The following is a 26,632-nucleotide window of genomic DNA, read 5'->3' as shown; positions in this document are numbered from 1 at the left end:
GCCGTGTTCCCTGGTCCGCGGTGGCTACCGCATGACGAAAGGATCGGGGATCGGCTCGTCCGAGGTGCGGATCCAGACCGATTTCGAGCGTGTGTAGTCGCGGATGGCGTCGAGGCCGCCTTCGCGGCCGAGCCCGGACTGGCCGTAGCCGCCAAACGGCACCAGTGGCGAGACGGCGCGGTAGGTGTTGATCCAGACGACGCCGGCGTGGATGCCGCGCGCCATACGATGCGCCCTGGCGAGATTGGTGGTGAAGACGCCGGAGGCGAGACCGAAGGGTGTATCGTTGGCGAGCGACAGCGCCTCAGCCTCGCTGTCGAAGGCGAGCACGCTCAGCACCGGTCCGAACAGTTCCTCGCGCACGCAGGCCAAGGTCTGATCCGCTGCCTCGATGATTGTCGGCGCATAGTAGAAGCCGTCAGCCTTGCCCTTGGGCCGCGCACCGCCGGTGACCAGATGACCGCCGCCAGCAAGGCTTTCGGCGACGATGCTTTCGATCCGCTCGTGCTGGCGCAGCGTGGCGAGCGGGCCCATTTCGGTGTTGGGATCCTGCGGGTCACCGATTGCGATGGCTTCGGCCTTCCGCTTCAGGCGGGCGAGGAATTCATCCTTTACGGACCGCTCGACCAGCAGTCGCGAGCCGGCGACGCAGCTCTGGCCGGTGGCAGCAAAAATGCCGGCCACGACGGCGTTGGCGGCGCTGTCCAGATCGGCGTCGGCAAAGACCACGACCGGGCTTTTGCCGCCAAGTTCGAGCGTCGTATAGGCAAGATTTTCGGCCGTGTTCCTGACGATTTGCCTGGCTGTCGAGGGACCGCCGGTAAAGGCAACGCGGGCGACCAGAGGATGGCTGGTCAAGCGGCGCCCACAATCATGGCCGAAGCCGGTCAGGATGCTAACGGTGCCGGCGGGAAATCCGGCTTCGTGGACGAGTTCGGCGAAGGCGAGCAGCGGAGCCGGACCGTCCTCGGATGCCTTGAGAACGACGGTGCACCCCGCGGCGAGCGCCGGGCCGAGCTTGACCGCCGACAGGAAGAGCTGCGAATTCCACGGCACGATGGCGGCGACGACGCCGATCGGCTCCGGCCGGATCGTCACCTCCATATCGGCCTTGTCGATCGGAACGAACGAGCCTTCGTGCTTGTCGGCCAGCCCGCCATAATAGCGGTAGTAGTCGCCGACATAGGCGATCTGGGCGCGGGTCTCGCGGATGATCTTGCCGGTGTCACGGGTCTCGAGTTCGGCCAGCCGATTGGCATTGGCGACCACCAGATCGCCGAGCTGCACCAGCAGCTTGCCGCGCGCCGTCGCAGTCATCGACGCCCACGGGCCGGAGCGCAGCGCCCGATGCGCCGCTTCGACGGCGCGGTTGACATCGGCAACCGTTGCGGCCGGCATCTGGGCCCACGGCATGCCCGCTGACGGATCGATGCTGTCGAACGTCTCCGTGGTCTCGGCGAACTGGCCGTCTATGTAGTTTTTGAATGCGACGGTGCTCATGTCGGCCCCGCCTCCTGGAAAGCCGGCATCACCTTGTCGATGAAGAGTTGCAGCGACTTCTTCTTGCGCTGGTGCGAGAGGCCGCTGTCGATCCAGATCGAGTACTGGTCGTAGCCTTGGGCTTCATAGGTCTTCAGCCTGGCGATCACCTCGTCGGCTTCGCCGATGACGAGATTCTGCCGGATCTTGTCCGGTGCGTATTGCGGCATGGCTGCGATCTCGGCCTCGGTCAGCGGCTCCAATATGCCCTGGCGCACCGGCTTCTTGTTCTGGAACCAGGCGCCGAACTGGCAGTAGAATTGCGACAGGTCCTGCGTCAGGCGATCGGCATCGGCTGCATCCTCGGCCACGAAGGTGTGCATCAAGAGCATGATCTCGGGCCGCTTTATCTCCGGATGGGCGACGCAGGCCGTATTGAAGCGCTCCATCAGGCTCGCCACTTCGCCATCGCCGGAGGCAAGTGGCGTCACCTGCACGTTGCATTTGTTGGCGACGGCAAAATCGTGCGAATTGGGGTCGCGCGCCGCCACCCAGATCGGCGGATAAGGCGCCTGCAACGGCTTGGGTGACGAGGTCGTCGCGGGGAACGTCCAGAACTCGCCCGAAAGTTCGAAGTCGCCGTCCCACAGGCCGCGCAGCGCCGGGATCATCTCGCGCATGCGCTGGCCCGCAACCCACGCGTCCAGGCCGGGGAAGAGCCGCTCGTATTCATAGCTGTAGGCGCCGCGCGCGATGCCGATGTCGAGCCGGCCGCCGGTGATGACGTCGGCCATCGCCGCTTCGCCGGCAAGCTTGATCGGGTGCCAGAAGGGCGCGACGATGGTTCCCGTGCCGAGCCGGATGGTGCTGGTCTTCGCGCCGAGATAGGCGATGTTGATGAACGGGTTGGGCGAGATGGTGAATTCCATGCCGTGATGCTCGCCGATCCAGGCGGTCTCGAAGCCGGCCTGCTCGGCCAGCAGCACCAGTTCCTCCAGATCGGCGACAAGCTCGGAATGCGGCTTCGTCAGATCCGAGCGTTCCATGTGGACGAAAAGCGAAAACTTCATCGGCTTCCCCTGCGACCGGATTGAAGAGCGGCGGGCGGTGCGGGCCTGGCCAATGGCCGGACTTCGCCTTCCACCTCATTGCCGACATAGACGCCAAATGCATCTTCGGTGCGTTCGCGCACATAGCGGGTCAGCATCGAACGAACCGCCGGGTCGGCGATGCTGAGACCGGCGATCTGGTCGATGTCGACAAGCCTGACCTGGCGATCGCCGGAGGCGGGGGCGTCGGCCGTCCCCCGGTAGTAGACATGCGAGCGCGTCGGATCCGCCGCGTCGTCCCAGACGGCAAACAGGAAGCCGAGCTGTGCGCCGACACCCTTCGCGGCAAGGCGCCCCTTCAGACTGCGGGCATCCTGCGGCGTCCCCAGCCCGCGGCCGGCCGGCAGTTCGTGCAAGCCATCCGGTGTTTCGAAGAACAGTACGCGGCCTTCGTTTTCGAGGATGGCGCCGACTTCGGTCCCTTGAGGTGCCGCCGCCAGCGCCTCCTGGCTGAGGCCCGGCGTGACATAGGTGCCGCGGCAGTAGCCGAGCGGCTGCGCGCCATTGTGGGTGAAGTCGCGGACACGGCCGATCAGGATCGAATGGTCGCCGGCATCGACCAGTTGTTCCATGTCGCAATCGAACACGGCGACCGAACCGTCGATCAGGGGATTGCCGGTCTGTCCGGATTGCCACGCCACGGCGGCGAACTTGTCGGCGGCCTTGGAGGCGAAGATGCCGGATTCGGTTTTTTGCGCCTCCGACAGGATGTTGATCGCGAAGCCCCTGGAGGTCGAGAAGGCCTGGTGTCCCAGCGCCTTCTTGGCAATGCAGACCAGCACCAGCGGCGGCTCGAGCGAGACCGACGTGAAGGAGTTGGCGGTGAAGCCGCGCGGTTCGCCTTCGGCGCCGATCGTCGTCACGATGGTGACGCCGGTCAGGAAGGAGCCGAGAGCGCGCCGGAATTCAATGGCGTCGAAAGCAGGGGCGGTGCCGACGGAAGCATCCGCCGTCCTGTCGAGAAACGCCTTGATATGGTGAGTCAGCTTTTGCGGCGAAGCAATTGTCATCATGTGCTTTTCGTCGCCCAGAACCAGGCATTGGCCGTTTGGCGCAAGCCGCGCCATCGCTGCCGACATGGCTGGCGTGGAGTTCCTGTCTTCCGATCCGGTCATGAACAGGGCTGGAGCCGCAAGACCGGCCAGACGCTCGACATGCTCGGTATCGGCACGGGCGAACAGACGGTAGGTGCGGGCGTAGCCTTGCGCGTCGACGCTTTCGAGCGCGGTGCGGGCGGTTTCGGCAGCGCCGACAAGATCGGCCGGAATCGGATCGCCGAACCAGCGGGCAATCGTTGCGGCAATGGCTTGTGGGTCGCCGTGACCGCCGAGCGCCGCCGCGCGCTCGCGCACCGCCTGGGCGAGGTCCGCAGGGCGGCGGAAGACCGCGTTGAGGCAGACGATGGAACTCACTCGGGACGGCGTGCGAAGCGCGATCTCCTGGGCGACGAGTGCACCCATGGAATGGCCGACCACGGCTACGGAAGCGAGGCCGAGATGGTCGAGCAAGGCGATTGCCTGATCGGCAAAATCTGACAGTTCGGCATTCTCCGGCGGCAGAGGTGAACCGCCATGGCCGAGCATGTCGATGGCGACCACATCGTGGCGGTCTTTCATCATCTCGATCTGAGGCTGCCAGATCGCGGCATTCATGCCGACGCCGTGGATGAACAGCACCGGCGCGCCGGAGCCGGCGCGGATGAAGCCGGTGCCATCGGGAGCCGTGCGTCGGATCAAGGCGGCGACGTCAGCCATGCAAATCACCGACCTCCTTGAGATCCTGATAGCGGTCGCCGATGCGATGGTGCGGACGGCCGCCGATGGAGGCGCCGAGCGCCACCACCAGTTCGTCGGGGGCGGGCGCGTCGCCGATCTGGAAATGCACGGTGAGATAGTGGGAGCGGCGGCCTTCGTCGTTCTTGTCCATCAGTGGGATCATGATCGGCGTGTTCGGTCCGCCGCGCAGATTGGTGAAGGCGAGATAGGTCTTGGCGCCGACGGCGCGGCGATAGTGGTTGCCGAAATGCAGCGTGTGGATCAGCGCCGATGCGTGCTCGATCTCGCCCGACGTGCCGCAGATGGCCGCCTTGCCGTAGCCTTCGATCGCCTCGCCGGAGCCGGCCACAGCGATGATTTCCCGCGTCAGCAATTCGCCCAGGACGGGAGCGATGGCGCGGATCTCAGGCGAAAGATCTTCGGTGAAACCGCGTCCGGCCCAGGGGTTCGTCAGCACCGCGGCGACGCCGATCAGACGCAGCGGCCGGGGTGCCGTCTTGCCGCCCTCGATCAGCGTGTTGTCGATGTAGGTGACGGTCTTTCGAATGGCCGGATTCATCAGATGTCCTTGGTCGCGATGGCGCCATGCAACGCCGTCATCCCTGTATCGTCTTATGGTATACCATGCTATGGAGTGCCAAGAACCTTGTCAACTGGTCATGGAATCTGTTTTGTGGCAGCGCGAGGAGGCGGAGAGAAAATGTCAGACGATACGCTGCGGATCGACCGCTCCGCCAAGACGCTGAGGACGCTGGCGCTGGAGCGCATGCGCGAGGCGATCATGGATTTCCATTTCCAGCCGGGCGAAAGGCTGGTCGAGCGGCCGCTTTGCGACCAGCTCGGCGTCAGCCGGTCGGTCGTCCGCGAGGTTCTGCGGCAGCTCGAAGCGGAAGGCCTGGTGCAAATGATCCCCGGCCATGGGCCCGCCGTGGCCAAGCCCGATCTCGGCCGCACCGACGAGATCTATGAATTGCGGGCGCTGCTGGAGGGCATCGCCGCGCGGGCCTGCGCCATGTCGGCCACGGACGAGCAGATTTCCTTGCTGGACAGCGCGCTGGCCAATCTGTTCGAAGCATGGGCGTCGGGGCAGCCGGTCGAGGTGATGCGGGCGACGGCCAGGTTCTACGAGGTGCTGTTCGAGGCGGCGGACAAGCGCATTGCCTGGGAAATCGTCAACGGGCTGAATGTCCGCATCAACCAGTTGCGCTCCATGACCATCGCCTCGGAGAACCGCCGCGAGCCGGCGATCGCCGAAATGACGGGGATCATGGATGCCATCCGCTCACACAAACCGGAAGAGGCCGAGGCTGCGGCGCGGCGGCATGTCGAATCCGCCTGGAAGATCGCGCGCAACGCGCTTCGGCTCGGCTCCCTGTGATGTCGTGCATGCAAAAACGACCCCTCGATCGAGGCCGTCTTCACATGCACTGGCGATAGCGACTACTTGCTGCCGCCGTTGGCCTTGACGCTGCTGCAGAATTCCGGATGGCTGTTGGTGGCGTTGGCGTTCTTCGCCTCTTCGTCGCAAGCCGCCATCATCGCGGTCTGGTCGTCAGGCGACAGCGCCTTCCAAGCCTTCACGAAGTCGTCGCTGCTGACCATCGTCTTCATGCTGGAGTCGGTATAGAAAGGCTGCATCTTGGCCGGATCATCAAGCGCAGAAGTACCGGTCTCCCCTGCGGCGAGAGCCGAGCCCGCGACCATCGAAAGCGTCATGGCGCCCAAACAGATCATCTTGATGTTCATGGTATAATCCTCCTGTTGCTTTAGGATCGTCGAAGCAACGATCAGAGGTCAAACGACAGGTCCGGATGAAGGTTCCGGTTTTTGCGCGAAAGGCCAAACCCGGTAAAATATTACCGAAATAAGTTTGAAACCTGTTCGAATTTTTCTCGCATGAGTCGGCTAAGCTGGCCTCGGGCCTGAAATTGTACCAGAACCTCATTGTCCTGCGCCTGGATTTAGTTCTTGTCCACCGGCTTCGAGCGCATCCTGGAAACGGTCTCGCGCTCGGCGCGCTTCGAGCGCAGCGGCGGCAGGCCGCGGTCGATCAGATCCATGTCCTCCAGCACCATGTCGCCCATGCGCTTGAAGGCGATGTCGAGCGCTCCGGCGCGGTGGGCCGAGCGCAGGAAGCCGGGCAGGGCGCGCACGGGATGGTCTCGAGCCAGCGGCTCTTCCGGGAAGACGTCGCTGGCGGCGACGATGTGGCCGCTGCGGACGGCGTCCATCAACGCCTGAAAGTCGACGACACCGGCGCGGCTGAGCAGGATGAAGGCTGCCCCTTCACGCATTTTCGTGAAGGCGTCGGCGCCGAGAAAGCCCTGGTTCTCGCTGGTCACCGAGGCGACGACGAAGACGAAGTCGCTGGTGGACAGGACATCGTCGAGCGAGGCCGGCTCGACGCCATTGTCGATGAGGATCGATGGCGGCAGCCAGGGGTCGAAGACTTTTGTCCTGGTTCGGAAGCCGGACAGCAGGCGATTCAGTGCACGCCCAAGGTCGCCGAAGCCGATGATGCCGACATCGGCGCCCGACAGCAGCCGCGCTTTCTGGTTGCCGTCGCCGCCCCACAACTCCTTGCCCTGCCGGAAGGCGACGTCGGCATCGACGATGCCGCGCGCAAGGTTGAGCGCCATGGCAAGGCCGAGTTCGGCGACCGGCTCGGCAAACACCAGCCCGGTGGTGACGACATGGATGCCGCGCTGAAACAGCGTCTCGTAAGGCATATTGTTGAGGAGGTTGGTCTCGACATTGAAGACGCAGCGCAGCGCCTTCAGGCTTTCGAGTGTCTTCGGCGCGATCGGTGGCTGGCCGACGATGTAGCGCGCCGCGGCCAGCACATCCGGCGGCAACCCGGCGACGCCTTCGGGCGTTGTTTCGACGATGCGATATTTCTTGCGAAAAAGCGCCAGCTGCGGCGGCGTGAAGATCAGGTCGAGCGTGCGGGGCTCGGGCGCGCTGATGACCAGCGGCAAAGCATTGTCGGGCATGATGCTCCTCCTGGCGCGATCGTATCACGCCATTCACATCTGTGTTTTACTCATGATTAAACGATTTACAACTGCGAAAAATCGATTTATCGGTTACGCCAACGGCGCGGCAGGCAGTGACCTGCCCTCGGGAGGAGGATAATGGCGCATCGGCAAGCCCAGCGGCGTTCGTCGATCCACGACGTGGCTAGCCGCGCCGGTGTGTCCGCGGCCACGGTCTCCAAGGTTCTGGCGGGCGTCACCACGGTGAAGCCCGAAAATGCGCAGCGTGTCTTCGATGCCGTCGAGCATTTGGGCTACCGTGTCGATCCGCTGGCCTCCGACATGCGGCGGGCGAAGCGCCGCATCATCGGCGCCATCATGCCCGAGTTCGAGAGCGAATTCTTCGGCCAGATGGTCAGCGAACTTGAGGGCCTCGCCGAGCAGCGCGGCTACACGCTGGTGGCTGCCTCAAGCCGTGAATCGGAAGCACGCGAGAAGGAGGTCCTTGCGCGCATGCATGACTGGCGGGTCGCCGGCGTGGTGCTGGCGCCGGTGCGCAATGAGCATGGCCCGGCAGCCGGCTTCATGAAGGCCAATGGCATGACCGGCGTGCTGATCGACCGGGTGCTTGCCGACGATGCCTTCGACACGGTCTCGGCCGACAGTGCTGCCGCCAGCGCAGAGGTGGCGCGCGAACTGATCGGCAAGGGGCACCGCCACATCCTCGTCATCGGCCTTGGTCAGCAGGCGGCGACGGTGCGCGCCCGTCTCGACGGGTTTCGTGCCAAGGCGCTGGAACTGGTGCCGGACGTGCGGATCGACGTCGTGCTTTCGGAGAGCGAAGTCGAGCCGTTGCGTGCGCTGTTGCACGACTATTTCGACAAGGGCGCCAAAGGGGGCGAACGGCCGACGGCGGTCTATTCGCTGTTTCTCAAGGGAACGCTGGTGGCGCTGTCGGAATTCCGCCGGCGCGGCTGGCATTGCCCGGACGACATCTCGCTGGTCGGCTTCGACGATGCCGAATGGATGCAGGTGACATGGCCGGCCATCGCCGCCGTGGTGCAGCCGGTCCGGCAGATCGCCGCCCAGGCAATGGATGTGTTGTTTGCCAGGATCGATGGCGGGGACGGCCCGCCCAAGGCGCGGCTCGAGCCTTGCAAGGTTTTGATGCGGGAATCCGTTGGCTCGCCAGGCAGCGGCCCGCATTCCGGGGGAGGAAACCGACAATAGCCCCCATTGTCGACAACTAAGTAGCGCCGCACCTGGCTTTGGCTTGTGGCGCGTGACATCAACAGGGAGGAAGACATGAAAGCATTGGTTCTAAAGATAAATCGATTTACTCTTGCCCTCGGCGTCGCTCTGGCCGTTTCGGCCATCGGTTCGGCGAAGGCCGAGGACGGCGAATACGGCGTGCTGATGAAGACGCTGGCCAATCCGTTCTGGGGCGCGATGGGCCAGGGCGTCGAGGATGGCGCCAAGGAAGCCGGCGTGAAGTATTTCCAGCAGGCGGCCGAAAGCGACCAGGCGGCCGAGCCGCAGCTCAACCTCTGCAACACCATGCTCGAACGCAAGCCCGTGGCGATGATCACCGCCGCCATCAACTCCACCAATCTGCTGCCCTGCCTGAAGGCGGCGCAGGGTGCCGGCATCAAGGTCGTCGATCTCGACGGCAATCTCGATCCGGCGGTGCTCGACAAGGAAGGCATCAAGATCACCTTCCGCATCGGCTCCGACAATGTCGCGGCCGGCGGGCAGGGCGCCGAATATCTGGTGTCCAAGCTTGGCAAGGACGCCAAGGGCCCGGTGCTGGTCATCGAAGGCCTGTCGGGCAACATTACCGGCGAGAAGCGCGCCAAGGGTTTTGCCGACAAACTGAAGGAACTGGCGCCGGGGCTGGAAGTGGTCGCCTCGCTGCCCGGCGACTGGGACCGCGGCAAGGCGGCGTCGATCGCAACCGACACGCTGACCGCGCATCCGGATCTCGTCGCCATCTTCTGCGCCAATGACGGCATGGCGCTGGGCGCGGTCGAATCCGTCTATGCCGCCGGCAAGGGCCAGCAGGTGACGATCATCGGCGTCGACGGCAATTCGGATGCCGTGAAGTCGATCAAAGAAGGCCGGCTCAACGCTTCCGTGGCGCAGCTTCCCTATCTGGTCGGCAAGCAGGCGGTCGAGAACGTCAAGAAGGCGATCGCCGGCGACAAGGTCGAGGAGAACATCGCCGTGCCTACGCTGGTGCTGACCAAGGATGTGCTCGACGCCGGCAAGGAGCCGATGCTCGAATATGTGAAATAGTCCTCCCGGACGGGCTAGCGCGGGTTTAGCCTGCGCCAGCCAACTTCTTTTCTCGCAAGCGAGGCAACATGGCTTCCGAAATGGCGCAGCCCGGTTTCTGGGCTCGGGTGCAGCGTGCATCCGTCGAACGGCTCCACATAAGGCTGGAATCGCTTGTCGTGCTTCTGGCGCTGAGCGCGGCGATGGCGGTGCTGTCGCCCTTCTTCCTGTCGCTCAGCAATTTCCTCAACATCCTTTTGGCGACCTCGACGATCGGCGTGCTGGCGATCGCGGCCACCTTCGTCATCGGTTCTGGCGGGCTCGACCTGTCGCTCGGCTCGGTCATGGGGCTGGCGGGCGTGGCCGGCGCCTTCGTTGCCGTCAATCTCGGCTGGCCGTCGGTGTTTGCGGTCATCGCCTGCATTCTGGCTGGCGGGCTTGCCGGCTACATCAACGGGCAATTGGTCACCCGCGCGTTCGTGCCCGCCTTCATCGTCACGCTCGGCATGCTCGGCCTGGCGCGTGGCCTGGCGCTGGTCATTTCGCAGGGCAGGGCGATCTACGGCCTGCCGGCGGCGATCGTCTATATCGGCCAGGGCCGGCCGTTCGGCATTCCGATGCCGGTCATCCTGCTGGTGCTGACGGCCATCGTCGCGCATTGCGTGCTCGCCTATACACGCTTCGGCCGCCACACGCTGGCGCTCGGCGACAGCGAAGGTGCGGCGCGCGCCGCCGGCATCCGCGTCGAACATCACCGCCGCATCATCTATACGCTGTCCGGGGCGCTCGCCGGCCTTGCCGGCCTGCTGTTCACCGCCCGCGTCAACGCCGGCGACCCGACGGCCGGCATCAACTACGAGCTGACCGCGATCACCGCGGCGATCATCGGCGGTACCAATCTGTTCGGCGGCCGCGCCTCGATCCTCGGCACGATGATCGGCGCGCTGATCATGGGCGTGCTGCAGAACGGGCTGACGCTGCTTGCCGTGCAGTCCTACTACCAGCAGATGGCGATCGGCGCGGTGCTGATCCTTGCGGTGTTCATCGACCAATATCAGGTCCGGAAGGAGTCGCGCGTATGACCCTTCTTTCGCTCCATGGCATTCGAAAGAGTTTTGGCGCGGTCGACGTGCTGCATGGCGTCGACCTTTCGGTCGCGGCGGGCGAAGTCGTCGGCCTCGTCGGCGATAATGGCGCCGGCAAGTCGACGCTGATGAAGACCATTACCGGTATATACCGGGCCGATTCCGGCTCGATCGAATTCGACGGCAAGGACATTCTCGCGCTCGATCCCGGCCAGCGGCGCGAACTTGGCATCGAGATGATCTATCAGGACCTGTCCTTGGCCAAGCAACAGGACGTAGCCGCCAACATCTTCCTCGGTCGCGAGCCGACGAAGAAGCTGTTCGGCCTGTTTCCGGGTATTGTCGACAAGGCCGAGATGGACCGCCAGGCCGCGAAAATGATCGAGCGGCTCGGCGCGCATCTGCCTTCGATCAACCGCTCGGTCGGCTCGTTCTCGGGCGGCCAGCAGCAGACAGTGGCGATCGCGCGGGCGCTGACCTTCAATCCGAAGCTGGTGATCATGGACGAGCCGACGGCTGCCCTTGCGGTGCGCGAGGTGCAGAGCGTGCTCGACCTGATCCGGCGGCTGAAGTCGGAAGGCATCGCCGTTATCCTGATCTCGCACCGGCTGAACGACGTGCTCTCGGTCACCGACCGTATCGTGGTGCTGCGCCACGGCCGCGCCGATGCCGATCTCGTCACCGCCAAGACCAACATGAACGAAGTCGTCAGCCGCATCGTCGGCGGCGGCGATACCAGCGCCGCGGCGGCGCATGAACAACGAGGCTGACTGATGAATACTTTTGGACTGCACACTTTCGCCATTGCCCCGGTCTGGGACCTCGCGCGAATCGAGCCGCAGATGGACCGGCTGAAGGAATATGGCATCGGGCTGATGGAGATCCCGCTGCTGCGCCCTGAGGAGATCGACACCAAGCGCACCCGCGCCTTCGCCAATCACTATGGCGTCGAGCTGATCCCGTCGCTCGGCCTGCCGCGCGCGCTAGACGTGGTCGAGCGGCCGGACGAGGCGCTGGATTTCCTCGAACCGGCCTTCAAGGTCTGCAACGAGGTCGGCGCCGAGGCCCTCGGCGGCGTCACCTATGGCACGATCGGCAAGACCACCGGGCGGGCGCCGACGCGCAAGGAAATCGACGGCATGTGCCGTTTCCTCGAACGGGCGGCGAAGGCGGCAAAGTCACGCGGCCTGAAGCTCGGCATCGAGCCCTGCAACCGCTATGAGACGCACCTGATCAACCGCGGCATCGATGCAACGCGGATCATCGAACGCATCGGCGCGCCCAATATCTTCATCCACCTCGACACCTATCACATGCATATCGAGGAGGAGAGCTTTGCCGCCGGCTTCGAGGCGGCCGCGCCCTTCCTCGGCTATGTGCACGTGTCGGAGGCCAATCGCGGCGTGCCGGGACGCGGCATGCTCAACTGGGCTGCCTGCATGAAGGCGATCGCCGATATCGGCTATGAGGGGCCGATCACGCTGGAAAGCATGAACCATGTCGACGTCGATATCGCCGGCGGCCTCGCGGTGTGGCGCCCGGTGGCGGAAGACCCGCGCGACGTCATCGAGGTCGGGCTGCCGTTCCTGCGCGAGGAAGCGCGCAAGGCCGGGCTCACTCTCGGATAGCACCACTCCGCTCGTTTCAGTGGCGACCGAAAGCAGCGCCGGCGGAAACCATGGCCGCCTTCGCTTCGGATTCCCTATCCAGGAGGTTAACAATCGACGACTTATTTTCATTTTACATCACCATTTCTGCATGAGAGACCAGACCGATGCGGTCGAAAACCCTGCTGGAGGCTGGGTGGCTGCTGAGGGAGGAAAGCCATGAAACGCATGCTTCTGGCCGCGGTGGCGGCAATAGCGCTCAGCGGAGCCGCTGGTGCGGAGACGATCAAGGTCGGCGTGGTCGGGCCGTTCTCCGGTCCCTTCGCCATCCAGGGCAAGAATTTCAAGGCCGGCATCGACGCCTGGATGGCGTTGAACGGCGCGAAGGTCGGCAACGACGACGTCGAAATCGTCTATCGCGACCTTCCGGCAGCCAACCCCGCGCAAGCCAAGGCACTTGCCCAGGATCTGGTCGTCAAGGAGAGCGTCCAGTATCTCGCCGGATTCTATTTCACGCCCGATGCCATGGCGGTCACGCCGCTTCTCGAGCAGGCGAACGTGCCGATGGTGATCATGAACGCGGCGACGTCGGCGATCGTGACCAAGAGCCCGCTCGTCGTGCGCACCTCCTTCACGCTCTGGCAGACGTCGGTACCGATGGCAAAGGTGGCGACCGCGCGCGGCATCAAAAAGGTCATCACCGTCGTCAGCGACTACGGCCCCGGTGTCGATGCCGAGACGGCTTTCGCCACCACCTTCAAGGCGGATGGCGGGGAGATCGTCGAGTCGGTTCGCATGCCGCTTTCGACGACCGATTTCAGTCCGATCATGCAGCGCGTGAAGGACTCCGGCGCCGAGGCCGTGTTTGCCTTCCTGCCGTCCGGTCCGACCACCCTAGGCTTCCTGAAGTCCTACAACGAGAACGGCCTCAAGGGAGCCGGCATCCAGTTCCTGGCACCTGGCGACCTGACGCAGGAATCCGATCTGCCAGCGCTGGGCGATATTGCCCTCGGCGTAACGACCACCTTTCACTATTCGATCGCGCACGACTCACCCGAGAACAAGAAGTTTGTCGAGGCGGCGCGTGCCGCGATCGGCAATCCGGCCGAGCTGTCCTTCCCGTCGGTCGGTGCCTATGACGGCATGCGGGTGATCTACAAGATGATCGAGGCGACAGGGGGCAAGCAGGATGCCGCCAAGGCCGTCGACGCCGTCAAGGGCATGGCCTGGGAGTCCCCGCGCGGACCAGTGTCGATCGATCCCGAAAGCCGCCACCTCAGGCAGAACATCTATTTGCGGGAGGTCGCCAAGGCCGCTGACGGCACCTACTACAACAAGGAGATCCAGACGTTCGCGAACATGACCGATCCCGGTCTCGCCGCCGCCAAGTAACCTTGCCGAGGCGAGCCCCCAGCCGCCAGATCCATGTCCGCGGGCGGCCGTCCGCGGCGAGCCCTCGGAGTGAGACATGCAGAGCGTGCTCAGCATCGCGGTCGACGCCCTTGCCTACGGCATGGTGCTGTTCGTCATCTCGATCGGCCTGTCGATGACGATGGGTCTGATGCGGGTGGTGAATCTGGCGCACGGCGCCTTCGCGATGGTCGGCGGCTATCTCGCCTCCTATGCCGTGCGTGATCTTGGCCTGGGCTATGTCGCCGGTGTCGTGCTGGCGGTGGCCGGCACCGTTGTGATTGCTGCACCGATCGAGCGACTGCTCTACCGCCGCATCTACAACAAGCCGGAACTCATCCAGGTACTCATGACGATCGGCATCACCTTCTGCATCATCGGCATCGCGAACTATCTATTCGGGCCGACGCTCAAGACCATCCCGTTGCCCGCCATGCTGAGCGGCCCGGTCGATCTCGGCTTTCGTTCGATTGCCGCGCACAAGCTGTTTGCGATTCTGTGCGGCCTCGCCGTCGCAGCGGCGCTCTGGTATCTCGTCGAGAGGACGCCCTTCGGGGTGAAGCTGCGCGCCTCGGTGGACAATGCGCCGATGGCCGCTGCGCTCGGCGTGAGGACAAAATCCGTCTATGCGGCGAGCTTCGCCATCGCTGTCGGCCTTGCAGCGTTCGGCGGCATCGTCGGCGCCGAACTGCTGCCGATCGAACCCTACTACGCGCTGCGCTACATGGTGACCTTCCTCGTAGTCGTCTCGGTCGGCGGAGCCGGTTCGATCGGCGGCGCCTTGCTTGCCTGCCTCGTGCTTGGCGCGGTCGACACGACGGGACGTTATCTGGTGCCGGAATATGGCGAGTTCTTCTTCTACCTTGCCGTGATCGTCATCGTCTGCGCGTTCCCGCGCGGCCTGCTTGGAAGGGCCTGACGGATGGACGCCAATCATCCTGCAAGCCTCGCCGGGCAAGTCGCCAGGCCGCGTTCCCCCGCTTCGGCTGACTGGATCGGCCTTGCGGCGATCCTTGCGGCGGCGATCGTCGGCTATCTGCTGTTTCCCAACAATCTTGCGCTGCTCACGCGCGTCATCGGCATCGTCATGCTGGTGCTGTCGATCGATCTCGTGACCGGCTTCTGCGGCGTGGCGACACTCGGCCACGCCGCGCTGTTCGGTGCCGGGGCCTATGCCGCCGGCATCGCCGCCGCGCATTTCGGCATATCGGACCCGATCGCCATGATTGCGGCAGGCGCCGCAGGCGGCGCGGTCGCCGGCCTCATATCCGGCCTCGTCGTCCTGCGCGGCCACGGGCTCGGGCAACTCGTGCTTTCGATCGCCATCGTCAATCTCTTTCACGAGGCGGCCAACAAGGCCGCGAGCTGGACCGGCGGTAGCGATGGCCTGACGGACATTGCGCCAAGCCCGCTGTTCGGCGTTTTCGCATTCGATCTTTGGGGACGCACCGCCTATGTGCTGGGAATAGCGCTGCTGGTGATTGTCTTCTTCCTGCTGCAGCGCCTGTCGCGCTCCCCGTTTGGCATGCTCTGCCGCGGCATCCGGCAGGATCCGATCCGGGTTGCGGCAATGGGTGCGTCGGTGCGCAAGACACTGCTCAAGATGTACATCATCTCCGGCCTGGTCGCCGGCGTCGGTGGTGGCCTCAATGCAATCTCCACCCAGGTGGTGGGGCTCGACAGCCTGAGCTTCACCCTCTCGGCGCAGGCGCTGGTGATGCTGGTGCTTGGCGGCACCGGATCGCTCTACGGCGCGATCATCGGCACGGTCGTCTTCATGCTGTTCGAGGATTTCGTTTCCGCCGCCAACCCGTTCCACTGGCTGACGATCATGGGCGCGCTGCTGGTCGGTGTCGTGCTGTTTGCGCCGCGCGGCATTTTTGGCACGGCCGCCCAGCTGTTCGATCAGTGGAGGCGGCGATGACCGCTTTGTTCGAGGTCGAGCGGCTGAGCAAGGCCTTCGGCGGGCTGGCGGTGACCCAGGCCGTCTCGCTGGCGATGGCGCCCGGCGACCGCGTGGCGCTTATCGGGCCAAACGGCGCCGGCAAGACCACGTTCGTCAATCTCGTCACCGGCCATCTGAAACCGGATTCAGGGGTCGTCCGCCTCGCCGGCGATCAGATCAACGGCATGAAGCCGATGCAGCGCGTGCAACGCGGCCTGGTACGGTCCTTTCAGGTCACGCGTCTCTTCCCGGAGATGACGCCGCGGGAACATCTCGCACTCGCCGTCCTGCAGCGCCAGGGCCGTACCGGCCGCCTGTACGGAACGTTCTGGTCGATGCCTGAAGTCCTCGAAGAGAGCGAGGCGCTGCTGCGCACGCTTGGCCTGGAGGCCGCCGCCGACCGCAAGGTTGCGGAGATCGCCTACGGGCAGCAGCGGCTGCTGGAGATTGCGTTCGCGTTGGCGTTGAGACCGAAAGTGTTGCTGCTGGACGAGCCAGCGGCCGGTGTTCCGCAAAGCGAAACCCCGCGCATCGAGGCCGCACTCGCCGGGCTTCCCGCCGACCTGGCGGTGCTCATGATCGAACACGACATGGATCTTGTGTTCCGTTTTGCCAAACGGGTCATCGTCCTGGCCGCCGGCACGATCATCTTCGACGGCGCACCCGGCGACGTGACGAAGGATGCGCGCGTGCGCGAGGCCTATCTCGGGAGCTATGCCGATGACCGCAGCGCCGCTTGAGATATCGGGTCTGACCGCTGGCTACGGTCAGACCCGTGTGCTCGAAGACGTGTCTTTCGTTGCGCCTGCGGGCGCCAGGCTGGCGGTGCTCGGACGAAACGGCGTCGGCAAATCGACACTGCTCGCCACGATCGCCGGCCAGACGCGGCGCCATGCCGGAGAGATCAGGCTCGGGGGCGTCGACATCGTCGGCAAGGACAGCGCCTCGCGCGCCTGGCTTGGCCTCGGCTACGTGCCGCAGGAGCGCGGCATCTTCCCGTCGCTGACCGTGGAGGAGAACCTCTTCGTCGGGCTGAAGGATCGCCAGCGCTCGGCCGTGGACGAGGCTTACGCCATGTTCCCTCGGCTGAAGGAGCGGCGGCGCAATCGCGGCAACCAGCTCTCAGGCGGCGAACAGCAGATGCTGACGACGGCGCGCACCATTCTCGGCCGTCCATCCGTGCTGATGCTTGACGAGCCGCTCGAAGGACTGGCGCCCGTGATCTGCGACGAACTTATGGCGGCGCTGACACGGCTCGCTTCCGGCGGCGAAATGACCATCCTGCTCGTCGAGCAAAGGATCCGGGCCGCACTGGACTTCGCCGATCAGGTGCTCATCCTCGAGCGCGGCCGGATCGCCTGGACGGGGACGCCGGCGACACTGCGCGCCAGCCCGCAGACCATCGAGAGGCTGCTTGGCGTTGCCGCGATGCCGCATTCGATCGCTTAAGCAATTCCGGGAAAAGTGTGCAGCGGTTTTCCGTCCGGAATTGCGTAAAGACATAGAGCAATTCCAGGAAAAGTGTGCAGCGGTTTTCCGTCCGGAATTGCGCAAAGACAAAGAGCAATTCCCGGAAGAGGCAGGGGCGCTGGTGCGCGTCAGGCGTGGTGGCTGGCCGCCTCGCGGATCGTCTGCAGCAGGATGGTGAAGGCCGGCGAAGGGGCGGTGTCGGTTCGCATGGTCAGGCCAACCGGTCCCTTGGTCTCCTCGGTGTTGACCGGCAAGGCGACGAAGGCGCCGCTGGCGATTTCGTTGGCGACGACGCCGGCCGAGATGATCCAGACAGCATTGCTCTGGCGCATAAAGGAACGGCCGAAGGAATCCGAGACGGTCTCGATCTCGGTCGCCGGCGCCGTCATGCCATTGGTGATGAACAGGCGGTCGACGAAGGGGCGGATGACGGATTCCCGCGTCGGCATCAGCACCGGGAATTCGTCGAGGCGGGCGAATACGTCCTGGCCAGGCTCGAGCAACGGATGTCCGGCCCGCACCACGAACAGCACCTGTTCGGAATAGAGATGCTCGAAGAAGAAGCCGGTCATGTTTTCCGGCGCCGCGAGCCGGCCGACGACGAGGTCGAGCGCGCCGACGCGCAATTGTTCGAGCAGCACCGCATTTTCGCCGGTGACGATCTTGATCGCGGCGCCGGTGTTCTCGCTCAGGAACAGGCTCATGGCGAGCGGCATCACCCGCGCCGACACGGTGGGCAGCGCGCCGATGCGGATCGGGTGGCGGTTGATGGCGCCGTCTTGCCGGACGGAATCGACGCCGCGCTTGAGCGCGGTGACTGCCGTTCCGGCATGACCGAGGAAGATCTCGCCGAGCCGCGTCACCCTTATGCCGCGGCCGTCGCGCTCGACGACGGCGATGCCGAGCGCCTCTTCCAGTTCGCGCAATGTCTTGGTCACCGCCGGCGCGCTGACATGCAGGAAATCGGCGGCGCGCGCCACGCTGCCTTGCCGCGCCACTTCGAGAAACGCCTGCAGGTGTCTGAAGCGGATGCGGCTTTCGGCCATGGTTCGATAACCCCCAAGTTAATGAAATGCCGCAAAATATCATTTTACCGAACCAAACACCTAGTGCAAGGTAGCAGTGGAGGATCGAAATCGTGCCATTCGTCAGCATCGGCGGCATCACGCTGCATCACTGCTACAGGCCGGCAGCTGGCAATGCGCGCCCGATCGTGTTCATCAATTCGCTGGGCACCGACTTTCGGATCTGGGACGAAATTGTCTCGGCGCTTGATGGTGAAATGCCTCTGCTCGTCTACGACAAGCGCGGTCATGGGCTCTCCGATATTGGCGGTGTCAACTCGATCGACGATCATGTCGACGATCTCTGCGGCCTCATCGACCATCTCGGTCTTGGCAAGGTCGTGCTGTGCGGCCTGTCGGTGGGCGGGCTCATCGCGCAAGGGTTTTATGCGCGGCGCCCCGAAGGTGTCGAAGGCCTTATCCTGTCGGACACGGCGCACAAGATCGGCACGGCGGACAGCTGGAACGCGCGCATTGCAACAGTCGAAAGCAAGGGCATCCAGGAGATTGCCGACGGGGTACTCAAAATGTGGTTCACCCCCGCCTTCCACACGGCGCGTTCGGCCGAGCTTGACGGCTATTGGAACATGCTGACCAGGCAGGCGCCCGCCGGCTATGCCGGGACCTGCGCTGCCATTCGCGACGCGGATTTCACCGAGGCCGCGCGCCGCATCGCGGTGTCGACGCTGTGCATCGTCGGCGACCAGGACGGCTCGACGCCGCCCGAGCTTGTGCGCTCGCTGGCCGATCTCATCCCCGGCGCGCGCTTCGAGGTGATCCGCGACGCCGGGCATATCCCTTGCGTCGAGCAGCCTGAGGCGCTGACCGTGTTGATCCGCGACTTTGTCGCTTCGCTTGCCGATGGAAAGCAAACTCATGGATGAAGTGTCGAAGAATACAAACGCATTCCGCACCGGACTGTCGGTCAGGCGTTCGGTGCTCGGCGATCCGCATGTCGATCGCGCCGAGGACGCCGCCACCGATTTCGACCGGCCGTTCCAGCACCTGATCACCGAGGCCGCCTGGGGAACCGTGTGGGCGCGGCCCGGTTGGAGTCATCGTGAGCGCTCGATCGTGACGCTGGCGCTGCTGGCGGCACTCGGCCATGATGAGGAGGTGGCCATGCATGTGCGCGCCACCGCCAACACCGGCGCCTCACGCGACGATATCTGCGAGGCGTTCCTGCATGTCGCGATCTATGCCGGCGTGCCGGCGGCAAACCGCGCCTTCAAGATCGCCAAGGAGGTGTTCTCGCAAATGGATGGAGGCAAGGGCGCCCATGCCTGAGCCCGGCTCGAACCGGATACCGGAGACCGGTGCCTTCTTCCAGCGCGACCGGACATGGCACCCGCCGGTGCTGACGCCGGACTACAAGACCTCCGTGCTGCGCTCGCCGCAGAAGGCGCTGCTGGCGTTCGACAACACGGCGTCGGAACTGACCGGCCCGGTGTTCGGCCACGCCATGCTCGGCGAACTCGACAACGATCTGATCCACAATTTCGCCGGGCCCGGCGAAAGCGCCATCGGCGAGCGCATCATCGTCTACGGAAGGGTGCTCGACGAGCGCGGCAAGGGCGTGCCGGGCGCGCTGCTCGAATTCTGGCAGGCCAATTCAGGCGGCCGCTACCGCCACAAGAAGGACGGCTATCTGGCGCCGCTCGATCCGAATTTCGGCGGCTGCGGCCGCACCATAACCGGCGAGGATGGGGGCTATGCTTTTCGCACCGTCAAGCCCGGGCCCTATCCCTGGCCGAACGGGTCCAATGACTGGCGGCCCTCGCACATCCATTTCTCGATTTTCGGCCACGCCTTTGCGCAGCGGCTGATCACGCAGATGTATTTCGAAGGCGATCCGCTGATCTGGCATTGCCCGATCGTGCGCGGCATTCGCGACAGAGCGGCAATCGATACGCTGATCGCCGCTTTGGACATGCAGGCGACCATTCCGATGGATGCGCGCGCCTACAAGTTCGACATCGTGCTGCGCGGACGGCGCGCCTCGCTGTTCGAGAACCGGCCGGAGGGCAATTGATGGCGCAGTCGCTTGACCGTCTCAAGGAAAGCCCTTCGCAGACCGCCGGCCCTTATGTGCATATCGGGTTGACGCCCAACTTCTGCGGCATCGGTGGGGTCTATCCGGCCGATCTCGGCGCTTCGATGGTCAACGACAAGACCCAAGGCGAGCGGATCGGGCTCGAGATCCGGGTGCTCGACGGCACCGGTACGCCGCTCAGGGATGCGCTGATCGAGATCTGGCAGGCCGATGCCAATGGGCTCTACAATTCGCCGGCCGAATTGCGCGGAGCAGCCGATCCGGATTTTTTGGGCTGGGGCCGCTGCCCGAGCGACATGGAAACGGGGCTATGCACCTTCCAGACGATCAAGCCAGGTCGTGTTCCGTTCCGCGACGGGCGGCTGATGGCGCCGCATGTCAGCCTGTGGATCGTGGCGCGCGGCATCAACATCGGCCTGCACACGCGGCTCTATTTTTCCGACGAGGCAAAGGCCAATGCCGAGGATCCGATCCTGGCCCGCATCGAGCATCGGGTGCGCGTGCCGACGCTGATCGCCGAACGCAAGGGCGACAGCTACATCTTCGATGTCCATCTGCAGGGTGAGAAGGAGACGGTCTTCTTCGACAGCTGACCGTGACCGCCGCATGACCTTATCGCCCTTCGACCATCCGCTGATGTCGGGCCTTCTCGGCGACGAGGAGGCGGCGAGGCATTTTTCCGTGGAAGCGGAAATCGCCGCGATGCTCACCTTCGAGCGTGCGCTGGCGGAGGCCCAGGCGGAAAGCGGCGTCATCCCTCACGAGGCCGAAGCCGCGATCGTTATGGCTCTGGCCTCATTCCGGCCCGACACGGCGAAGCTGCGCGCCGGCGTCGCCAGAGATGGCGTCGCAGTTCCCGAGTTGGTGCGGCAGATCAAGACCGCTGTTGGCGAACCGCATGGCCAGTGGGTTCATTTCGGGGCGACCAGCCAGGATGTCATCGACACCGCGTTGATGCTTCGGCTGAAACCCGTGGTCGAGCATCTTGGCCTGCTGTTGACCGAGAATATCGTGCGATTTGCTTCTCTCGAAGAGCAGTTCGGGAAAAAGGCCCTGATGGCGATGACCCGCATGCAGCCAGCAATCCCGATCCAGGTGTCAGACCGCGTCCGGCCGTGGCAGGCACCGCTGCAACGCCATCAATTGCGATTGACGGAACAGTCCGGGCGGCTGCTGGTGGTGCAGTTCGGCGGTGCGGCCGGCACGCTGGAGAAACTGGGCGACAAGGCCGAGCTTGTCCGCGCGGCACTGGCCGCCAGGCTCGGCCTCGCCGACGCGCCGCAGTGGCATAGCCAGCGTGATGCGCTCGCCGATTTCGCCGGCTGGCTGTCTCTGGTGACGGGCAGCATCGGCAAGTTCGGGCAGGACATGGCGCTGATGGCGCAGGCCGGTACCGACATCGCGCTTTCCGGCGGCGGCAGTTCGTCGGCTATGCCGCACAAGCAGAACCCGGTGAAGGCCGAGGCACTGGTGGCGCTGGCCCGCTTCAACGCCACCCAGCTTTCCGGCATGCATCAGGCGCTTGTGCACGAGCAGGAGCGGTCCGGCGCGGCGTGGACGCTGGAATGGCTGCTGTTGCCGCAGATGGTGGTGGCGACGGCCGCCGCTCTGCGGCTCGCCGCCGAACTCGCCGGGCAGATCGAAAGTCTCGGACACTGATGCGCACACAGGTTTTGATTGTCGGGTCGGGGCCGTCCGGCCTGTTGCTCGGCCAGCTTCTCGCCACCATCGGAATCGAGACGGTCATCCTCGAACGATCGAGCCGCGAGCATGTGCTCGGTCGTGTGCGGGCCGGCGTGCTCGAACAGGGCACGGTCGACCTGCTCGGCGAAGCGGGCGCTGCAGCCAGGCTGCATGCCGAAGGCCTGCCGCATTCCGGCATCTCGCTCGCCTTCGATGGGCGTCTGCACCGCATCGACCTCACGGCGCTCACCGGCGGCAAGCATGTCACCGTCTACGGCCAGACCGAGGTGACACATGATTTGATGGACAAGCGCGAGGCGGCGGGGCTTGTCACCGTCTACGAGGCGGCGAACGTCGCGCTTCACGACTTCGACGGCACACCGTTCGTCACCTACGACAACGATGGCGTCGGCCATCGCGTCGATTGCGACTTCATCGCCGGCTGCGACGGCTATCACGGCGTCAGCCGCAGGTCGGTGCCGGAAGGCGCGCTGAAAACGTTCGAGCGGATTTACCCGTTCGGCTGGCTGGGCGTGCTGGCTGAAGTGCCGCCGGCAGATCATGAGCTGATCTACGCCAATCACGAGCGGGGGTTTGCGCTCTGCTCGATGCGCTCGCCGCGCCGCAGCCGCTACTATGTGCAGGTCCCCGCCGACGAGCGCGTCGAGGCCTGGTCGGACGATCGCTTCTGGGAAGAGTTGCGACAGCGCCTGCCACCACAGACAGCCGCGGCCGTTACCACCGGACCATCCTTCGAGAAGTCTATCGCGCCGCTGCGATCCTTCGTCGCCGAGCCGATGCGCTTCGGCAGACTGTTCCTGGTCGGCGACGCCGCCCATATCGTGCCGCCCACCGGCGCCAAGGGTCTCAACCTCGCTGCCAGCGACGTGCGCTATCTCTTTGCCGGGCTTCGTGAATTCTATCGCGAGGGGTCGGAGGCAGCGCTCGACGCCTATTCAGCCAAGGCGCTTGCGCGGGTGTGGAAAGCGGTGCGCTTCTCCTGGTGGATGACGACGATGCTGCATCGCTTCCCGGAGACGGGCGAATTCGGCCAGCGCATCCAGGAAGCCGAGCTCGATTATCTCGTGAATTCGCAAGCGGCATCGACGGCGCTGGCGGAGAACTACGTTGGCCTGCCCTATTGATCGGATGCGTGATGTTATAATAGACAGCTTTACTCTTCACGATACGCGAACTTATTTATAGTCTTCTTCTGTCTTCTTAATTCTTATATAACTACTGTCTCGCCAAATTTCGTTCGTTTTGGTGTCAATATAAAATCTAGCTACAACATATTTGCTGGATAATCTAACAATTTCTCCGTCATCATTGATTTTGTCGTAGTGAAAATATTTGGATGATCTAATAGTTTTTCGAACAGCTGCGAGGTCGCATTTCCCGGTTGGGAATTTCTCTCTGAGAGACTTCTGAAAAGAGTAACCACCACCACTCAGATTCTCTTGTGACAAAATGTTGTCTATCGCCGATACGATGAACGCCATCTCATTTGCGCATCGGCCAGTTTCCACTTCGTCCGCCAACCCCGGCCTGATTGAGACTAGGCTCGCAAACACCGCGACCATTAGAGTGTCGACCGCGGCCCCGAAGGTTTCTGTCCTGCTTTTACCCACCAAGCCCCCCTGAACGTCGGTTGGGTTTAGCGCCTAACGGTTAGACTGGCGGCCAAACCACTGTGTCGCACTCCCTTAGAGCAGCAGGCAGAGTAGCGAGGATTTCAGACCAGCTCCAGCGCGATCGCAATTCCCTGACCGACGCCGATGCACATGGTGGCCAAAGCATAACGGCCGCCGCGTTCGCGAAGCTCGAGCGCCGCGGTGCCGGTGATGCGGGCGCCGGACATGCCGAGCGGATGGCCGAGCGCGATGGCGCCGCCATTCGGATTGACGTGCTCCGCGTCCTCGGCAATGCCGAGTTGGCGCAGCACTGCGATGCCCTGGGAGGCAAAAGCTTCGTTGAGTTCGATCACGTCGAATTGTTTTGGCGTCAGGCCCAGGCGGACGCAGAGTTTCTTCGTGGCCGGGGCAGGGCCGATGCCCATGATGCGCGGCGCGACACCGGCAGCGGCGCCGCCAAGGATACGGGCGACCGGCGTCAGGCCGTATTTCTTCGCAGCCGCTTCCGAAGCGATGATGAGGGCCGCCGCGCCGTCATTGACGCCGGACGCGTTGCCGGCGGTCACCGTGCCGCCTTGCCGGAACGGCGTCGGCAATTTGGCCAGCGCCTCGACCGTGGTGCCGGCGCGGGGATGCTCGTCCTTCGACACGATCACCGCATCGCCCTTGCGCTGCGGGATCGTTACCGGGGCGATCTCCTTCGCCAGCCGGCCATTGGCTTGAGCGGTGACCGCCTTGTCCTGGCTGCGCACGGCGAAAGCGTCCTGGTCGGCGCGCGAGACGGAAAAATCCTCGGCAACGTTCTCGCCGGTCTCCGGCATGGAATCGACGCCGTATTGCTTCTTCATCAGCGGGTTGACGAAGCGCCAGCCGATAGTGGTGTCATGGATCTCGGCGTTGCGCGAAAAGGCGGTTTCGGCCTTGGGCATGACGAAGGGCGCGCGGCTCATCGATTCGACACCGCCGGCAAGCATCAACTCGGCCTCACCGGATTTGATGGCGCGCGCGGCGATGGTGACGGCATCCATGCCCGAGCCGCAGAGACGGTTGACGGTCGAGCCTGGAATGTCCTGGGGCAGGCCGGCGAGCAGCAGCGCCATGCGCGCGACATTGCGGTTGTCCTCGCCAGCCTGATTGGCGCAGCCATAGACGACGTCGTCGATCGCCTGCCAGTCGACACCGGAATTGCGCTCGACCAGCGCCTTCAGCGGGATGGCGCCGAGATCATCGGCGCGCACCGAGGACAGCGCGCCGCCGAAGCGGCCGATCGGCGTGCGGATGTAGTCGCAGATAAAGGCCTCGGCCATCTATGCAGCTTTCTCTTTCGCGGTTCCCTCATGCGCGGCCTTGGTGCGGGCTTGCAGATCGCGCAATGTTTTCAGTTCGAGTTCCGTCGGTGCCGGCGTTTCGTCAAGCGCCTCGGCGAACTTTACGACCCAGCCACAGGTCGCCTGCACCTGTTCGCGGCTGACACCGGGATGCAAGGATACGACCGTGAATTCCTTGGTGACGGGGTTCGGCTTCCAGATGGCAAGGTCGGTGATCAGCAATGTCGGGCCTGCCGTATCGATGCCCAGACGCTTGCGGTGATCGCCGCCTTCGCCATGGCCGAAGGAGGTGAAGAAATCGATCTTCTCGACCATGCCGCGCTTGGTCTGCGCCATGGTGATGTAGACCTCCTTCGACGAGGTGGCGATCTCGGGCGCACCGCCGCCGCCGGGAAGCCGGGTCTTCGGGTGCGCATAATCGCCGATGACGGTGGTATTGATGTTGCCGAATTTGTCGAGCTGGGCCGCACCGAGGAAGCCGATCGAGATGCGGCCGCCCTGCAGCCAGTAGCGGAACATCTCCGGCACCGCGACGGTGGTGACCGCCGTTTCGCAGAGTTCGCCGTCTCCGATCGACAGCGGCAGCACGTCGGGCGCGGTGCCGATGGTGCCGCTCTCGTAGATCAGCGTGATGTCGGGCGCATGCGTCAGCCGCGCGACGTTGCAGGCGGCCGACGGCGCGCCGATGCCGACGAAGCAGACGTCGTCGTTCTTCAGCGCTCGGCTGGCGGCGATCGTCATCATCTCGTTGGGGGTGAAGCCCAGTTTTTGGTCCTCGCTCATGCCGCAGGCCTCAGATGTTCGACGCGCGCGGCGAAATCGCCGGCCGTGCTTTCGATGACGTTTGCCTGCATCCAGGCCTGGAAGCGGTCGCGGTCGGCGGCGATCTCGTCCCATTCGAGATAGGCGGCGTTGTCGCGCACATAGTAGCCATGCGCGTAGGAGGGATGCGAGCCGCCGGGCACGACCGAGATGGCGCTGATCGTCCAACTTGGCAGCACGGTCAGGTTGGGATGGAGATCGTCGAAACTGTCGACCCCTTCCTCGACCGTCACCACGGCGCGCTTGGCCGCCAGCACGGCTTCCTTCTGGATGCCGATGATGCCTTCGACCAGCACATTGCCTTTACTATCGGCCTTCTGCGCATGGATGAAGCTGACGTCGGGCCGAATGGCCGGAACGGCGGCAAGCACCTCGCCGGTGAAGGGACAAGTGACCGAGCGGATGTTCGGGTTGACCGACGCCAAACCGGCGCCGCGATAGCCGCGGAACACTGCGCAGGGCAGGCCGGCCGCACCTGCTTCGTAGGCGTTGGCCATGCCGGCATGGCTATGCTCTTCAATCTCGATCGACCGGGGAAAGCCGTTCTCGATGGCGTCACGGGCGCGCCTGAGCAGGCCGACGCCGGGATTGCCGACATAGGAGAAGATGATGTTCCTCGCCATGCCCATGCCGATCATCTGGTCGTAGATCAGGTCGGGGGTCATGCGGATCAGCGTCAGGTCGCGAAATCCCTGGCGGATCGCCTCATGCGCAGCAGCCGTCGGGATCAGATGGGTAAAGCCTTCGAAGGCGACCGTGTCGCCATCATGCAGGTTCTCGGCCACGGCCTCTTTGAGGGGCAGGAACTTCACCATCGCGGCAACTCCGGACTTCAAAAAGTTCGTATTGCGAACACATGTTTGCTATGAGATACTTTTATGTCGGATGATCGCATTGAGTCAATCCCGACGCGGCAGTG

At 64.2% G+C, this 26,632-nt stretch carries 27 protein-coding genes; 17 read left to right on the top strand and 10 right to left on the bottom strand.

Annotation, left to right across the window (positions count from 1 at the left end; all coding sequences use genetic code 11):
• Positions 1-24: 24 nt before the first annotated feature.
• Genes ACFX5Q_RS25430 through ACFX5Q_RS25415 form a run of 4 tightly spaced genes read right to left on the bottom strand, consistent with a single transcriptional unit; the run spans position 25 to position 4,922 of the window.
• Positions 25-1,500, bottom strand: coding sequence for an aldehyde dehydrogenase (locus ACFX5Q_RS25430; RefSeq protein WP_404282491.1), 1,476 nt, complete (start codon positions 1,498-1,500; stop codon positions 25-27).
• Positions 1,497-2,549, bottom strand: a complete 1,053-nt coding sequence (locus ACFX5Q_RS25425) for an LLM class flavin-dependent oxidoreductase (protein ID WP_404282489.1) — start codon at positions 2,547-2,549, stop codon at positions 1,497-1,499. The genes ACFX5Q_RS25430 and ACFX5Q_RS25425 overlap by 4 nt, the downstream gene beginning before the upstream one ends.
• Complete coding sequence (locus ACFX5Q_RS25420) at positions 2,546-4,342, bottom strand: alpha/beta fold hydrolase (RefSeq protein WP_404282487.1); 1,797 nt, start codon at positions 4,340-4,342, stop codon at positions 2,546-2,548. The genes ACFX5Q_RS25425 and ACFX5Q_RS25420 overlap by 4 nt, the downstream gene beginning before the upstream one ends.
• A complete protein-coding gene (locus tag ACFX5Q_RS25415) occupies positions 4,335-4,922 on the bottom strand; it encodes an amino acid synthesis family protein (RefSeq protein ID WP_404282485.1) in 588 nt (195 codons plus the stop codon). Before ACFX5Q_RS25415 ends, ACFX5Q_RS25420 begins: the two co-directional genes overlap by 8 nt.
• Positions 4,923-5,063: 141 nt before the next feature.
• Here ACFX5Q_RS25415 and ACFX5Q_RS25410 point away from each other — a divergent pair, with 141 nt between their 5' ends.
• Entirely contained in the window at positions 5,064-5,741 is a 678-nt protein-coding gene (locus tag ACFX5Q_RS25410; protein WP_404282483.1) for a GntR family transcriptional regulator, read from the top strand.
• A 62-nt stretch (positions 5,742-5,803) separates the two neighbouring features.
• Here the strand turns inward: ACFX5Q_RS25410 and ACFX5Q_RS25405 are convergent, their stop codons facing one another.
• Together ACFX5Q_RS25405 and ACFX5Q_RS25400 are read right to left on the bottom strand one after the other, a co-directional pair.
• Positions 5,804-6,109: a hypothetical protein gene (locus tag ACFX5Q_RS25405; RefSeq protein ID WP_404282481.1), complete on the bottom strand. Its 306-nt coding sequence runs from the start codon at positions 6,107-6,109 to the stop codon at positions 5,804-5,806.
• Between the two features lie 215 nt (positions 6,110-6,324).
• Entirely contained in the window at positions 6,325-7,356 is a 1,032-nt protein-coding gene (locus ACFX5Q_RS25400; RefSeq protein WP_404282479.1) for a hydroxyacid dehydrogenase, read from the bottom strand.
• A gap of 141 nt (positions 7,357-7,497) precedes the next feature.
• Here ACFX5Q_RS25400 and ACFX5Q_RS25395 point away from each other — a divergent pair, with 141 nt between their 5' ends.
• The 10 genes from ACFX5Q_RS25395 (at position 7,498) to ACFX5Q_RS25350 (ending at position 17,108) form a co-directional block, all read left to right on the top strand.
• Complete coding sequence (locus ACFX5Q_RS25395) at positions 7,498-8,568, top strand: LacI family DNA-binding transcriptional regulator (protein WP_192180711.1); 1,071 nt, start codon at positions 7,498-7,500, stop codon at positions 8,566-8,568.
• Between the two features lie 75 nt (positions 8,569-8,643).
• Positions 8,644-9,633 (top strand): substrate-binding domain-containing protein, encoded by a 990-nt coding sequence (locus tag ACFX5Q_RS25390; RefSeq protein WP_404282476.1) that lies wholly within the window; start codon positions 8,644-8,646, stop codon positions 9,631-9,633.
• A gap of 68 nt (positions 9,634-9,701) precedes the next feature.
• Entirely contained in the window at positions 9,702-10,694 is a 993-nt protein-coding gene (locus ACFX5Q_RS25385) for an ABC transporter permease (protein WP_006204680.1), read from the top strand.
• The gene (locus ACFX5Q_RS25380; RefSeq protein ID WP_404282474.1) at positions 10,691-11,467 is read left to right on the top strand and encodes an ATP-binding cassette domain-containing protein; all 777 of its coding nucleotides are present in this window, start codon (positions 10,691-10,693) and stop codon (positions 11,465-11,467) included. The genes ACFX5Q_RS25385 and ACFX5Q_RS25380 overlap by 4 nt, the downstream gene beginning before the upstream one ends.
• A 3-nt stretch (positions 11,468-11,470) precedes the next feature.
• Positions 11,471-12,325 (top strand): sugar phosphate isomerase/epimerase, encoded by an 855-nt coding sequence (locus ACFX5Q_RS25375; protein WP_192180714.1) that lies wholly within the window; start codon positions 11,471-11,473, stop codon positions 12,323-12,325.
• Positions 12,326-12,523: 198 nt separating this feature from the next.
• A complete protein-coding gene (locus ACFX5Q_RS25370; RefSeq protein ID WP_404282472.1) occupies positions 12,524-13,696 on the top strand; it encodes an ABC transporter substrate-binding protein in 1,173 nt (390 codons plus the stop codon).
• Positions 13,697-13,772: 76 nt separating this feature from the next.
• Positions 13,773-14,633, top strand: coding sequence for a branched-chain amino acid ABC transporter permease (locus ACFX5Q_RS25365; protein WP_404282470.1), 861 nt, complete (start codon positions 13,773-13,775; stop codon positions 14,631-14,633).
• 3 nt (positions 14,634-14,636) lie between these two features.
• Positions 14,637-15,638: a branched-chain amino acid ABC transporter permease gene (locus ACFX5Q_RS25360; protein ID WP_404282468.1), complete on the top strand. Its 1,002-nt coding sequence runs from the start codon at positions 14,637-14,639 to the stop codon at positions 15,636-15,638.
• Positions 15,635-16,399 (top strand): ABC transporter ATP-binding protein, encoded by a 765-nt coding sequence (locus ACFX5Q_RS25355; protein WP_404282466.1) that lies wholly within the window; start codon positions 15,635-15,637, stop codon positions 16,397-16,399. Before ACFX5Q_RS25360 ends, ACFX5Q_RS25355 begins: the two co-directional genes overlap by 4 nt.
• The gene (locus tag ACFX5Q_RS25350; RefSeq protein ID WP_404282464.1) at positions 16,380-17,108 is read left to right on the top strand and encodes an ABC transporter ATP-binding protein; all 729 of its coding nucleotides are present in this window, start codon (positions 16,380-16,382) and stop codon (positions 17,106-17,108) included. Before ACFX5Q_RS25355 ends, ACFX5Q_RS25350 begins: the two co-directional genes overlap by 20 nt.
• A 149-nt stretch (positions 17,109-17,257) precedes the next feature.
• Here the strand turns inward: ACFX5Q_RS25350 and pcaQ are convergent, their stop codons facing one another.
• Positions 17,258-18,175, bottom strand: coding sequence for a pca operon transcription factor PcaQ (pcaQ, locus tag ACFX5Q_RS25345; RefSeq protein WP_404282463.1), 918 nt, complete (start codon positions 18,173-18,175; stop codon positions 17,258-17,260).
• 92 nt (positions 18,176-18,267) lie between these two features.
• Here pcaQ and pcaD point away from each other — a divergent pair, with 92 nt between their 5' ends.
• From pcaD to pobA, 6 genes are read left to right on the top strand one after another with little or no spacing between them, the layout of a single operon-like run.
• The gene (pcaD, locus tag ACFX5Q_RS25340; protein ID WP_404282462.1) at positions 18,268-19,077 is read left to right on the top strand and encodes a 3-oxoadipate enol-lactonase; all 810 of its coding nucleotides are present in this window, start codon (positions 18,268-18,270) and stop codon (positions 19,075-19,077) included.
• Entirely contained in the window at positions 19,070-19,480 is a 411-nt protein-coding gene (pcaC, locus tag ACFX5Q_RS25335) for a 4-carboxymuconolactone decarboxylase (RefSeq protein WP_404282460.1), read from the top strand. Before pcaD ends, pcaC begins: the two co-directional genes overlap by 8 nt.
• Positions 19,473-20,225 carry a protocatechuate 3,4-dioxygenase subunit beta gene (gene pcaH, locus ACFX5Q_RS25330; RefSeq protein WP_404282458.1) on the top strand — a complete coding sequence of 251 codons (753 nt, stop codon included), beginning with the start codon at positions 19,473-19,475 and terminating at the stop codon, positions 20,223-20,225. The genes pcaC and pcaH overlap by 8 nt, the downstream gene beginning before the upstream one ends.
• Positions 20,225-20,839: a protocatechuate 3,4-dioxygenase subunit alpha gene (gene pcaG / locus ACFX5Q_RS25325; RefSeq protein ID WP_404282457.1), complete on the top strand. Its 615-nt coding sequence runs from the start codon at positions 20,225-20,227 to the stop codon at positions 20,837-20,839. The genes pcaH and pcaG overlap by 1 nt, the downstream gene beginning before the upstream one ends.
• 13 nt (positions 20,840-20,852) lie before the next feature.
• Positions 20,853-21,905, top strand: coding sequence for a 3-carboxy-cis,cis-muconate cycloisomerase (locus ACFX5Q_RS25320; protein ID WP_404282455.1), 1,053 nt, complete (start codon positions 20,853-20,855; stop codon positions 21,903-21,905).
• A complete protein-coding gene (gene pobA / locus ACFX5Q_RS25315) occupies positions 21,905-23,074 on the top strand; it encodes a 4-hydroxybenzoate 3-monooxygenase (protein WP_404282453.1) in 1,170 nt (389 codons plus the stop codon). The genes ACFX5Q_RS25320 and pobA overlap by 1 nt, the downstream gene beginning before the upstream one ends.
• A 590-nt stretch (positions 23,075-23,664) precedes the next feature.
• Here the strand turns inward: pobA and pcaF are convergent.
• Genes pcaF through ACFX5Q_RS25300 form a run of 3 tightly spaced genes read right to left on the bottom strand, consistent with a single transcriptional unit; the run spans position 23,665 to position 26,528 of the window.
• The gene (gene pcaF, locus ACFX5Q_RS25310; protein ID WP_404282451.1) at positions 23,665-24,870 is read right to left on the bottom strand and encodes a 3-oxoadipyl-CoA thiolase; all 1,206 of its coding nucleotides are present in this window, start codon (positions 24,868-24,870) and stop codon (positions 23,665-23,667) included.
• Positions 24,871-25,674, bottom strand: coding sequence for a CoA-transferase subunit beta (locus tag ACFX5Q_RS25305; protein ID WP_404282449.1), 804 nt, complete (start codon positions 25,672-25,674; stop codon positions 24,871-24,873).
• Positions 25,671-26,528 (bottom strand): CoA transferase subunit A, encoded by an 858-nt coding sequence (locus ACFX5Q_RS25300; RefSeq protein WP_404282448.1) that lies wholly within the window; start codon positions 26,526-26,528, stop codon positions 25,671-25,673. Before ACFX5Q_RS25300 ends, ACFX5Q_RS25305 begins: the two co-directional genes overlap by 4 nt.
• Positions 26,529-26,632: the final 104 nt, after the last annotated feature.

This window comes from Mesorhizobium sp. IMUNJ 23033 (genome assembly GCF_044778005.1).
Classification (GTDB): domain Bacteria; phylum Pseudomonadota; class Alphaproteobacteria; order Rhizobiales; family Rhizobiaceae; genus Mesorhizobium; species Mesorhizobium amorphae_A.
The sequence above is the reverse complement of the archived record's forward strand: the minus strand, read 5'-3'. Positions and strand labels throughout refer to the sequence as shown.

Bases quoted from the DNA above. Each gene is read 5' to 3' on its own strand.
- ACFX5Q_RS25430 (WP_404282491.1), bottom strand. From the start codon at position 1,500: ATGAGCACCGTCGCATTCAAAAACTACATAGACGGCCAGTTCGCCGAG.
- ACFX5Q_RS25425 (WP_404282489.1), bottom strand. From the start codon at position 2,549: ATGAAGTTTTCGCTTTTCGTCCACATGGAACGCTCGGATCTGACGAAG.
- ACFX5Q_RS25420 (WP_404282487.1), bottom strand. From the start codon at position 4,342: ATGGCTGACGTCGCCGCCTTGATCCGACGCACGGCTCCCGATGGCACC.
- ACFX5Q_RS25415 (WP_404282485.1), bottom strand. From the start codon at position 4,922: ATGAATCCGGCCATTCGAAAGACCGTCACCTACATCGACAACACGCTG.
- ACFX5Q_RS25410 (WP_404282483.1), top strand. From the start codon at position 5,064: ATGTCAGACGATACGCTGCGGATCGACCGCTCCGCCAAGACGCTGAGG.
- ACFX5Q_RS25405 (WP_404282481.1), bottom strand. From the start codon at position 6,109: ATGAACATCAAGATGATCTGTTTGGGCGCCATGACGCTTTCGATGGTC.
- ACFX5Q_RS25400 (WP_404282479.1), bottom strand. From the start codon at position 7,356: ATGCCCGACAATGCTTTGCCGCTGGTCATCAGCGCGCCCGAGCCCCGC.
- ACFX5Q_RS25395 (WP_192180711.1), top strand. From the start codon at position 7,498: ATGGCGCATCGGCAAGCCCAGCGGCGTTCGTCGATCCACGACGTGGCT.
- ACFX5Q_RS25390 (WP_404282476.1), top strand. From the start codon at position 8,644: ATGAAAGCATTGGTTCTAAAGATAAATCGATTTACTCTTGCCCTCGGC.
- ACFX5Q_RS25385 (WP_006204680.1), top strand. From the start codon at position 9,702: ATGGCTTCCGAAATGGCGCAGCCCGGTTTCTGGGCTCGGGTGCAGCGT.
- ACFX5Q_RS25380 (WP_404282474.1), top strand. From the start codon at position 10,691: ATGACCCTTCTTTCGCTCCATGGCATTCGAAAGAGTTTTGGCGCGGTC.
- ACFX5Q_RS25375 (WP_192180714.1), top strand. From the start codon at position 11,471: ATGAATACTTTTGGACTGCACACTTTCGCCATTGCCCCGGTCTGGGAC.
- ACFX5Q_RS25370 (WP_404282472.1), top strand. From the start codon at position 12,524: ATGAAACGCATGCTTCTGGCCGCGGTGGCGGCAATAGCGCTCAGCGGA.
- ACFX5Q_RS25365 (WP_404282470.1), top strand. From the start codon at position 13,773: ATGCAGAGCGTGCTCAGCATCGCGGTCGACGCCCTTGCCTACGGCATG.
- ACFX5Q_RS25360 (WP_404282468.1), top strand. From the start codon at position 14,637: ATGGACGCCAATCATCCTGCAAGCCTCGCCGGGCAAGTCGCCAGGCCG.
- ACFX5Q_RS25355 (WP_404282466.1), top strand. From the start codon at position 15,635: ATGACCGCTTTGTTCGAGGTCGAGCGGCTGAGCAAGGCCTTCGGCGGG.
- ACFX5Q_RS25350 (WP_404282464.1), top strand. From the start codon at position 16,380: ATGACCGCAGCGCCGCTTGAGATATCGGGTCTGACCGCTGGCTACGGT.
- pcaQ (WP_404282463.1), bottom strand. From the start codon at position 18,175: ATGGCCGAAAGCCGCATCCGCTTCAGACACCTGCAGGCGTTTCTCGAA.
- pcaC (WP_404282460.1), top strand. From the start codon at position 19,070: ATGGATGAAGTGTCGAAGAATACAAACGCATTCCGCACCGGACTGTCG.
- pcaH (WP_404282458.1), top strand. From the start codon at position 19,473: ATGCCTGAGCCCGGCTCGAACCGGATACCGGAGACCGGTGCCTTCTTC.
- pcaG (WP_404282457.1), top strand. From the start codon at position 20,225: ATGGCGCAGTCGCTTGACCGTCTCAAGGAAAGCCCTTCGCAGACCGCC.
- ACFX5Q_RS25320 (WP_404282455.1), top strand. From the start codon at position 20,853: ATGACCTTATCGCCCTTCGACCATCCGCTGATGTCGGGCCTTCTCGGC.
- pobA (WP_404282453.1), top strand. From the start codon at position 21,905: ATGCGCACACAGGTTTTGATTGTCGGGTCGGGGCCGTCCGGCCTGTTG.
- pcaF (WP_404282451.1), bottom strand. From the start codon at position 24,870: ATGGCCGAGGCCTTTATCTGCGACTACATCCGCACGCCGATCGGCCGC.
- ACFX5Q_RS25305 (WP_404282449.1), bottom strand. From the start codon at position 25,674: ATGAGCGAGGACCAAAAACTGGGCTTCACCCCCAACGAGATGATGACG.
- ACFX5Q_RS25300 (WP_404282448.1), bottom strand. From the start codon at position 26,528: ATGGTGAAGTTCCTGCCCCTCAAAGAGGCCGTGGCCGAGAACCTGCAT.